Here is an 8863-nt window from a genome sequence, read left to right on the forward strand (position 1 = left end):
ATAAATGTTGGGTTTCGTTCCTCAACCCAACCTACGTGTTTTTGTATTTTTAGGCTTAACCGACAAGTATTGGATTGGGAGTAATTGCGATTTTTCATTGCTTAATCGTGAGGCGGAGCCTCAGTGTATGCATTCCCAGGCTCCGCCTGGGAACGAGAGTGGGGGAGCCTGGGAACGAGGCGGTACTAGGTTCGTCCAGCTAAGCTTGCAACTACTGTGGCTAATTCTGCTGGTTCAACGGGTTTGGGTAAATGTATTTGAAAACCTTCTTGTAAAGCTCGCAGTCTGTCTTCTGTTCGAGCATAAGCTGTTAAGGCGGCGGCGGGAATTTTTGTGCCATGTTCGGAAAGGGGAATTTCTCCAGTGCGTTCGAGCGATCGCACTTTACGAATGAGAGTATAGCCATCTTCATTTGGCATACCTATATCGCTGACTAAAACATCTGGTCTCCATTGTGCAATAACTTCTAATGCTTCCTGTACCGATCCTATTGCTTTTACTTCAGCTTGGCACTGTTGCAGCACGATGCTTAAAAAATCACGAGCATCAGCTTCGTCATCTACAACCAGTACCCGGATACCCAGGAGAGAGGGTGGGGCGGTGGAAGTTCCTCTTGTCTCCTTATCTTCCTCTTCTTTCTTACCCAGAAGGGGTAGCTTGACTGTAAAAGTAGTACCTTGTCCTTCACCCGGACTTTCGACATGAATGGTACCACCGTGTAGTTCTACTAAATGACTCACAATTGCTAGCCCCAACCCCAACCCGCCGTAGGATCTTGTGGTAGAACTATCAGCCTGACGAAACCGATCGAAAACGTATGGAAGAAAATCAGGGCTAATACCAATACCAGTATCACTTACCTGGATTTGGGCATAGGGGAATGGGAATTGGGAATTGGTATGGAGTAACGATTCCTTATGCTTTACTACTGACAAGCGAACTTCAACACGACCCCCCTGAGGCGTAAATTTTATAGCATTGGATAGTAAATTCCATATAATTTGCTGCAACCGTTCGCTATCACCAATGACTGGGATTGGAGCACTGGGGGCTGGGGACTGGGAATTTAGTGCTTTGTTGCGAGTTTCATCATTTAAAGCACCTGTTATGTTTAAGCAACTGGTTTGATTGAGTAATTTGTTGTTATCTTCCCAATCACCTGTCCCTTGTCCCCTGTCCTCCATAATACAAAACTTTAAATCGATTTCCTTTATCTCAGCAGCTAAACGAACTGTTTCCAATGCAGCTTCAATAATGGGAGCTAGGTTGCAAGGATGGACATTAAGGCGTAATTTACCTCTTATCATCCGCGAGATATCTAACAAATCTTCTATGAGCTGTGTTTGCGCTCTAGCATTGCGCTCAATTGTCTCTAATGCCTTTGCTACTTTGGTTTCATCAAGTTGGCGTCGAGAACGCAATAACTGTGTCCAACCCAGAATTGCATTGAGGGGCGATCGCAATTCATGAGATAGAATTGCTAAAAATTCATCTTTCATGCGATTTGCTTGTTTGAGCTGTTCTGTTTGCTGCTGCAAAGAAGCAATTAGCTTAGCACGTTCCATTGCAATGGCAATTTGATCGCATACTGCTTGCATCATCCCCAGTTCATTTTGGCTAAATTTCACCCGAGTGCGACTGCCAAAGGCAAGAGTTCCTAACAGTTTTCCCTGTGCTATTAAGGGATAACTATAATACGCTGTAATTCCAATAGAGCGGAGGAATTCTGTCTTTTTGTCTGTTAATTGCTGTAAATTTTCCAAAGCTATTGGATGGCGTTGCTGCGATACCGTTCCACTCACCCCCCGATCAAATTCAAGCCACTCAATTTCTTTGACTTGTTCTTCAGAAACACCAGTATAGGATGCTAGCTGTAAAATCTGTTTATCCTCATAAACTAAATAATTAAAGTAAACATCTAAGCGAATTTGTTTTGATAGTTTTTTAAACAAACTATCAATCAGTGCAACAGGTTGCTGGCTTGAAAGTAAATCGCTAGCTGTACCAAATAAGAGCTGAAGTCTCTTGTAACCTAGTGAAAGTGCTTTTTCTACCTGTTTCAAGTTACTAATGTCTTGAAACATCAAAACACAGGTTGCGGGATAACCGTGCATAGCTGGTAAAGTATCGGCAAATATAAGGAGCGAGCGAATCCCTACTGGTGTATGCCAATCTAATTCAAATCCTTCAATGCGATCGCCGCGAGCTACTCTCACCCCAGGGGCTTCCTCTGCTGGAATGGGGTTTCCAGCAGCATCAGTGGCATAATAATATGTGTTATAATCAGCCAGTGATTCTGCTTTAGGAAATTTTCCTCCAGCAACTTTATCGGCGGCAATGTTGGCAAAAGTCACTTTTGCTGTTCCCGGTTCTATCAACAGCATTGGCATGGGCATAAGATTGAGCAAATCTTCCAACCATTTTTGTTGGTTGCGAAGTGTTTCTTCTACTTGTTTGCGTTCTGTAGTATCATTTGTAAAGGCAAGAATCTGTTCAATTTCGCCGTTTTTATGTAAGAGTGGTAAATATTTAATTTCTGTTGTAAATTGTCCGTAATCTGGTAAGTTAATTGTAACTTCTATTTTCTGTATCGTTCTGGTTTCCTGTGCTTGAATTAAAGTGGAAAGATAAGGTTCTGTCACTTCTGGTGGAAAGATTTCCTCATCTGTTCTTCCAATAATTTCTTCTCTTGGCTTTTTAATTCGCTGCAATGCTTCTGCATTAACAAACTCTAATTGCCGTTGAGCATTGTAGATAGCAAAAACATCGGGAATATTATCTAGTGCTAATCGGAAACGTTCTTCACTTTGACGTAATGCTTGCTCTACCTGCTTGCGAGCACTTAAATCTAGGATAAATGCAACGGATTCTTCTCGATTATCTCCTACTAAAGTGTAGCCAACTACAACTGGTATGCGACTGCCATCTTTACAGATATATTCTTTTTCGTAAGGTGTACAAGCACCTTTGGCGATCGCTTCAGCAATTCCTTCTGCATCTAAAGGTAAATATTCTGGCGGTGTAATATCAGTCCATTTAATTTTGTCTGCTTCTAAATCTTCTCTTGTATAGCCAATCATCCGCAGGAATTCGTCGTTAGCTTTGCGGACGCGACCGTGAATGTCGCCAAAGAGAATACCAATGACGTTAGAATCTACAAAGCTGCTTAATTTCTCTTCATTTACTTTCAGGGCTTCTTTAGCGAGATCGCGTTGCTTCCCCAATTTTTCTAAAGCTGTTGCACTTTCCCATATAAACACACAAAAGCTGACGATTAGGACAACTACAAGCAGGGATACTGCAAATTCTGGTTCGTATAACCCTGCTCTCAGCCCTTGTAAAGTTAACCATCCTAATACTAAAGGAACTGCGATCGCAGCCAACAATAACCGACGTGCTAGCACACCACTATAGGTATCGCTAGTTATTAATCGCATTAACCCTTGTTCGGGATAAGCATGTAAAATACCAATACAAAGTACTGTAAATGTCAGTGCGGTGTTCAATGCCATTCCTGAATCGTGCGCTTGAAAACTGTATAATATGCTGACTCCGTAGGCATACCCAGTAATAGCCTGTAAGGATATTAAAGCTGCGATGAGGGTAAAGACTTGAGCGTACCAATAGCTGCGACGGGTTTTAGGTTGACAAACAAGTTCTAAAGCCCTACCAAGAACTATAAAGTTTAGTGCTGTGTTTATGCCCATACCTTCCCAATGGATTATCCCCAAACCATTGAGAAACTCATGATACATTGTGTCAATACCGAAATTCCAGTGGAACACGTATTGACTGACTCTAAACAAAGCAATAATTAAAACGGCGATCGCACAGACTTTACTCAAGATACTTGGAGCAATCTTCTCTTCTGTTTGCTCTTTTCCTGTTAAAGACAGCCACAGCGATATCCCAGATAAAAAGAAGCAAAATGCTGCATCTACCTCCATACTTCCCATGCCGAAGGAGAGGAACGATGTCAGAAACTTTTGATTCAACCACCAGCCAATTAATACTAACAAACCAACACTAGAAGCGATCGCACTCGCAGTTCGTGCCACCACTGAATGTGAAGAGAGTTGATGTGAAATTTGTTGGTGCAAGCGACTTACTCTTAACATTTAATGCTTGTTTACCGCACGATCTTTGAAACAGTAAACTTAGCGTTTCCTATAAAATATCTATTTTTTGTTTTATTATTTCAAACCTTTACTTTTATTTTCATCTATCTTTTTACAGATTTTCTTCGCGTTCTTCGTGCCTTAGTGGTTCAAAATCTTTTTTACCGCAAAGACGCAAAGAACACAAAGGAAAGATTTGACTAAACACTATCAAGCTGCTTTTTGCAACTCTTCAAGTCGAGCGAAAACTTCTTGACTGTGGATAGCAGGATTCACTTTCACAAAAGTCTCGCGCAGGATGCCATTGGGATCGATGATAAAGCTATGGCGCATAGACACAAAGCCAATCCAGGAACCGTAGGCTTTGCTAACTGCGCCAGTAGTATCAGCTAATAAGGGAAATTTTAGACCCTCTGAATCACAAAATTCAGCATGAGAATCAACATCATCAGCGCTGACACCGACAATTTGAGCGTTTTTTTGGAGATATTTCGGTAAGTCTTGCTGAAAGCGACGGGCTTCTATGGTACAACCAGAGGTAAAATCTTTGGGATAGAAATAAAGTACTACCCACTGACCACGTAAATCGGAGAGAGAAAGTTTGCCATCACCAGTGTTAGTTGGCAGTGTAAAGTCTGGTGCTGGTTGATTAATTGCTGGAAGTTTGCCACCTAGGGCATTGGCAACTGGCGCAAAATTCAACCAACTGATGATAGCAAAACAGCTAGCAAGTAATATGTTCAAAAAAGTGCGGCGGGAAATCATTACGATTTATACCAGAAACACAACTTAATATAAGTTTACATTTTCTGGTCGCCATTCTAAGAGCTTGAAGAGTTTGAATTTGTTTCTACAGATTCTATGTACTGACTATCAAGGAGAAAAGCACCCTTTGTAAAGCGAATGCCCCAGTATCCACCAGGGCGGCGGTCAATAACTATACCTTCTTCTCCAATGCGAATGACATCAGGAGGACGCAGCATCGGCATGGGTTCGGCGGTTTTTACGTAGGGCGGTAGTGCTATAACGCGTACTTTGCTACCAACTGCAAATTCTTTGGACATAATTTTTGTTAACTGCTATTTGCTAATGGCTAATGGCTAATTGTTGATTGGACGTTTCCATAAGTTACTCACAAAATTTTGATCCAGGTGGCAATTCCTCGTTTTTTTCCTCTGCGCTCTCTGCGCCTCTGCGGTTTAAAAGTAATTTATTGAACCGCAGAGGCACAGAGTACACAGAGGTAAGAGGAGGGAGAGTTATCAATTTCCCGAAGTTTTTATCTACCTTGACAGGGGTAGGTTGGCAGTGCCCACCCTACTTCTATACGTAATTGGGCACCATTGTCGTTCACAGCCATTAGCCATTAGCCATTAGCTATATTCTATGGCGCTTGCCAAATTTTTTGATGGTACTTTTCTATATCTGCATAAGGGTCTTCGGTTGGATGCGTGTGGTCGTGAGTGTGATGATGGTCATGATGGTGATGATGGTGGTCATGAGTGTGGGAATGACCGTGACCGCTGTTTGCTAAAGCATATAGACGGAATTTACACATCTCACAATTCATCTGTACTTGTTCTAGTTGGGTTTCAATTTCTCTGTCTCTCAGTACGGAGAGGAGAACTGGATGCAATCCCATCTCTGGTAGACAAGTTATGGACATATCTGGATATTGCTCTTGCTGTTGGGCGGTGATATTAAAAATCTTTTTGACTAATGCCCCTGTAAATAGGAAGTATGGCAAAACAATGATGCGTTTGGGCTGATAAAGCCGTGCGCGGTGAAAACCTTCTTCTAGTCTGGGGTGGGTAATGCCAATAAAACAGGTTTCAACGGTGGAGTAACCGCTTCCTTCCCAAAGAATGCGAGCTAGTTTATATACGTCTCCATTGGCGTCGGGATCGCTCGAACCACGTCCAACAAATAAGAGAACGGTATCGGAACGAGATATTTGTTGGGGGTTATGTTCGGGTTTGTCAAGTTCTGCTAGACGCGATCGCCACAGTTCTACAATTGCAGGAGTAATGCCAAAATGACGCCCGTAGTGAAACTTTAACTGTGGATGTCGGGACTTGGCACGATCTAGCTCATTAGTTACATCAAATTTATTGTGTCGTGCAGCAAATAACAATATGGGCAGTACTGTGAGTTCAGTGTAACCTTGTGCTACACATTGGTCTATACCTTCTTGAATGGAAGGAACGGTTAGCTCTAAAAAGCAAGGTAAAACTGGACGCGATCGATCTAAAGCTTGGTAAAGAGTTGCAAAGTCTAATAAAGCTTGTCTTCCTTCTTCATCCCTAGTACCATGTCCAACCATTAGCAAAGGGCGTTGTATTGGCAGGGGTGATAGTTTTAGACTTTGAGCAGAAGATTCTGAATAAGAGTGATTTGAAGTGTTGGTAGTCAGCATCCAGTTGTAAAGCTCCCTTCCCGTGCTACGCAGGAAATAGAGTGAGCAGGTAATAAATAGGCGTTCTGGCTAACACAATTTTGGATTTTGGATTTTGGATTTTAGATTATTCCCAATCCAAAATCCAAAATCTAAAATCTAAAATCCGTTTACAGCTGCGGCACAGCCCCGGACTTGCACCGGAGTTTCCCTATTTTGTTACAGTTCACGTTTGCTTTGATATCTTAGCTGATTTATGTGAAGGAGCAAAATACCGGGGGAGGGGAGAGAAAAGACAGGGAGTTGTGTGTTAAGTGCAAATACTAAAAATACGAGTAGAATTTTAACAAATTCGCGGAATTCCCCATCCCTCTACAGGGTGGGGATGGATAGCGAACAATTACGAGGTACACCCCTCGTGGGTGTCCGAGGAATTGTTTATCTCTGAGTACGGTAGTCTATCAATCCAGTCCTCGACCAATTGAGTCATTGTTTTCTCCTTGCTGGCTGCATATAGCCTTAGCTTATTCAATCTGCGCTCAGATATACGTAAATTCAATGCTTTATTTTTCATAAACGCCTACACAACGTCTTTACTTCTATGTAATATTGTATTCAAGTTAAAAGGGAACGGGGAACAGGGAACAGGGAACAGACTGTAACATATGGGGATTTAAACCCCAACCTACACGGCGGACTTAAACAAGATGGGATTTTAGACCCCTCTAAAACAAGGAATTAGAACGGTCTCACATGAATGTTTTTACTTCGTAAAAACATCCCTGTTCCCCGTTCCCCGTTCCCTGTTCCCTTCTTCGATAAAAACAAGGAGGTGGTTTGAATATGTCGTTCAAAAGTAAAGAACAAAAAGAGCTAGATAAAGAAAAAAACAAGGATACTCATATTTCAACTGTTGTGCAGCATCTTAAATTGTCTAATCTTGGTTATGCTGTAATATCTGACATTTTGTCACACGCCAACAGTTTATATAACACCTTGACTTTCAATTTGAGACAAGGATTTTTTGCCTACAAAATTCTGAATTTTTCATCTCTAACCATTGATTTACAAACCGACTTCAAAGAAAACTACCATTATAAAATGCTGCAATCACAAGCAGCACAGTCCGTGTGTCATAAGGTAGCTGAGAATTTTCAATCATTCAAGCAGCTTTTAGATAAACATTTTAGTGAGGGAACTAAAAAACCAAAGCTACCTGGTTATAGAGAGAAAGGAGGGATGTTTGAAGTAACGTATCCCGGTCAAACAGTAAAATTTGAAAGAAAACATGGAATAAAATTGGCGACTATTTCAACAGGGATTCAGTTTAGAAAGTTCCATAAAGAAGATGTTATGGGAACAACTTTGAATGAAAAATTGAGATTTAGAGTTCCTGATGACGTTGACTCCTCTAAGCTTGTTGAGTTAGTAATTACATCAAAACATAGAGAGATTTATTTGCATTGGGTATGCAGAAATCAGAATGAAATTGTTGCTACATTGGATAAGTCAAGTGCTTTAGGGATTGACATAGGATTAAACAACTTTGTTACTTGTATTCCGAGCACAGGTCAAGAAGGATTTATTATAAATGGGCGACCGTTAAAGGCAGTAAATCAGTTTTATAACAAGACTGTAGCCAAGCTGAAAAAGGGTAAAGATGAGAATTTCTGGAGTGGTAGTTTAGCTAGAGCAACACAAGCCAGAAACAACCAAGTACGTGATTTTATTAAGAAGTCAGCACGCACAATAATCAACAAATGCCTAGAATTAAAGATAGGTAAAATTGTATTTGGTTGGAACCAAGGCATTAAGGATGAAATAGATAACGGACGTGTCAATAATCAAAATTTTGTGCAAGTACCGTTCACTGCATTACGCGATACGCTCAAGTATTTATGTCAAAGACACGGTATAGAATTTGTAGTTGTAGAAGAATCATACACTTCAAAAATGTCATTTTTTGACGGGGATGAACTCCCCGTATTCGGAAAAGAAACCGAATCCCAGAAGACACAGAAACCTTCTGGGAAAAGAACAAAGCGTGGTGAATACAAAATAGCAAGCGGAACAGTTATCAACGCTGATGCTAATGGGGCTTGTAATATCCTAAGAAAGGCAAAAATTGACACCTCAAAAATTACTTTTCGAGTGTGTCAAATTCTCAAAAGAATCAATATTTGGATAGGTAAAAAACCATCTGAAAGTAAAGGTACGGTAGCAAGCTTGTCTTGTTGCACGACTATAGGAGTCACTGAACCGACTCAGTAAATTAGAAACCCGCTGGCTAAGGTCAGAGAGTCGCCCCTCTGCCTCGCCTACAAAACCGTGCGTGAGATTTTCACCTCAC

Annotated in this window: 5 protein-coding genes and 1 riboswitch; of the genes, 1 reads left to right on the top strand and 4 read right to left on the bottom strand. The window is 41.2% G+C overall.

Translation table 11 applies throughout. The annotated features are described in order from the left end of the window. Positions 1–185 precede the first annotated feature (185 nt). From F7734_RS15345 to F7734_RS15360, 4 genes are all read right to left on the bottom strand, one after another. Positions 186–4118 carry an ATP-binding protein gene (locus tag F7734_RS15345; RefSeq protein WP_155745526.1) on the bottom strand — a complete coding sequence of 1311 codons (3933 nt, stop codon included), beginning with the start codon at positions 4116–4118 and terminating at the stop codon, positions 186–188. 210 nt (positions 4119–4328) lie between these two features. Continuing rightward, entirely contained in the window at positions 4329–4883 is a 555-nt protein-coding gene (locus F7734_RS15350; RefSeq protein WP_155745527.1) for a peroxiredoxin, read from the bottom strand. Positions 4884–4939: 56 nt separating this feature from the next. Further along, positions 4940–5182, bottom strand: coding sequence for a regulatory protein SipA (gene sipA / locus F7734_RS15355; protein WP_155745528.1), 243 nt, complete (start codon positions 5180–5182; stop codon positions 4940–4942). A gap of 320 nt (positions 5183–5502) precedes the next feature. After that, the gene (locus F7734_RS15360) at positions 5503–6534 is read right to left on the bottom strand and encodes a sirohydrochlorin chelatase (protein WP_155745529.1); all 1032 of its coding nucleotides are present in this window, start codon (positions 6532–6534) and stop codon (positions 5503–5505) included. A gap of 38 nt (positions 6535–6572) precedes the next feature. Continuing rightward, a riboswitch (cobalamin riboswitch) is annotated at positions 6573–6776 on the bottom strand. Positions 6777–7356: 580 nt separating this feature from the next. Here F7734_RS15360 and F7734_RS15365 point away from each other — a divergent pair. Continuing rightward, on the top strand, positions 7357–8784 hold the full coding sequence (locus F7734_RS15365) for an RNA-guided endonuclease TnpB family protein (RefSeq protein WP_155745530.1): 1428 nt from the start codon (positions 7357–7359) through the stop codon (positions 8782–8784). Positions 8785–8863 lie beyond the last annotated feature (79 nt).

This window comes from Scytonema sp. UIC 10036, from assembly GCF_009725235.1.